This window comes from Polaromonas sp. P1_G4 (assembly GCF_056405475.1).
This window is the reverse complement of record NZ_JBFUCA010001034.1, coordinates 1-619: the sequence shown is the minus strand read 5'-3', so window position 1 is coordinate 619 and position 619 is coordinate 1. Positions and strand designations below refer to the sequence as shown.

Here is a 619-nt window from a genome sequence, read left to right as displayed (position 1 = left end):
GGCAAGTAGACTTAGGTTGGGTTTATTGAATGCAGGCTTCAGGAAGCCTGCCGCAAATAAAACCATGATTTCGTGAGCTTAGCAAGGATGCATGGCCTTGAGCGGAAGCGATGCACGCGTCCGCGCTGCTCGTGTCCGCAGATTGGAGCAGGGCACTCACTACACCAATCAGTCGCGGACTGCTACTTATGCCATTCACCCGCCCAGCGAAAAGTCCTCCGCCGGAATCTCCCCCACAAATACCACCTGCGGTCGATCCTGCAGGTGCGCCAAAAGTGATCAGGTCAGCGTTGGCATCCAGGCCTTCAGGTAGGTTATTTCGAATTGCCACCATTAATGTGAGATCGCTGTTGTCATAAATGTTGGTAACGCCATAGCCAACTACACTGACCTGTGAAGACTTGGGAAGACCACTGAGTATTCTGACGCTCTCAATACTTGAGGGGAGTGCGTCCATATCCGACTTCTTCAACCTCAGAAGTGCAATATCTTTTCCCTCTCGAATCATCTGGTTAAGAGCGTCAACAGTATTCGGGAAAGCTTCCGGAATACCGTCTCCGAGCCATTCGGTTGCTTCGACCAAAACTTTTTTCATGTTTAGATTCAGATGTCCTCGCAT

The 619-nt window shown here is 50.4% G+C and carries 1 protein-coding gene; it reads right to left on the bottom strand.

Translation table 11 applies throughout. The features are described 5' to 3' along the window. Positions 1–22 precede the first annotated feature (22 nt). The coding region (locus AC1D1X_RS25210) for a trypsin-like serine protease (protein ID WP_477699623.1) at positions 23–619 on the bottom strand (597 nt) is incomplete at its 5' end.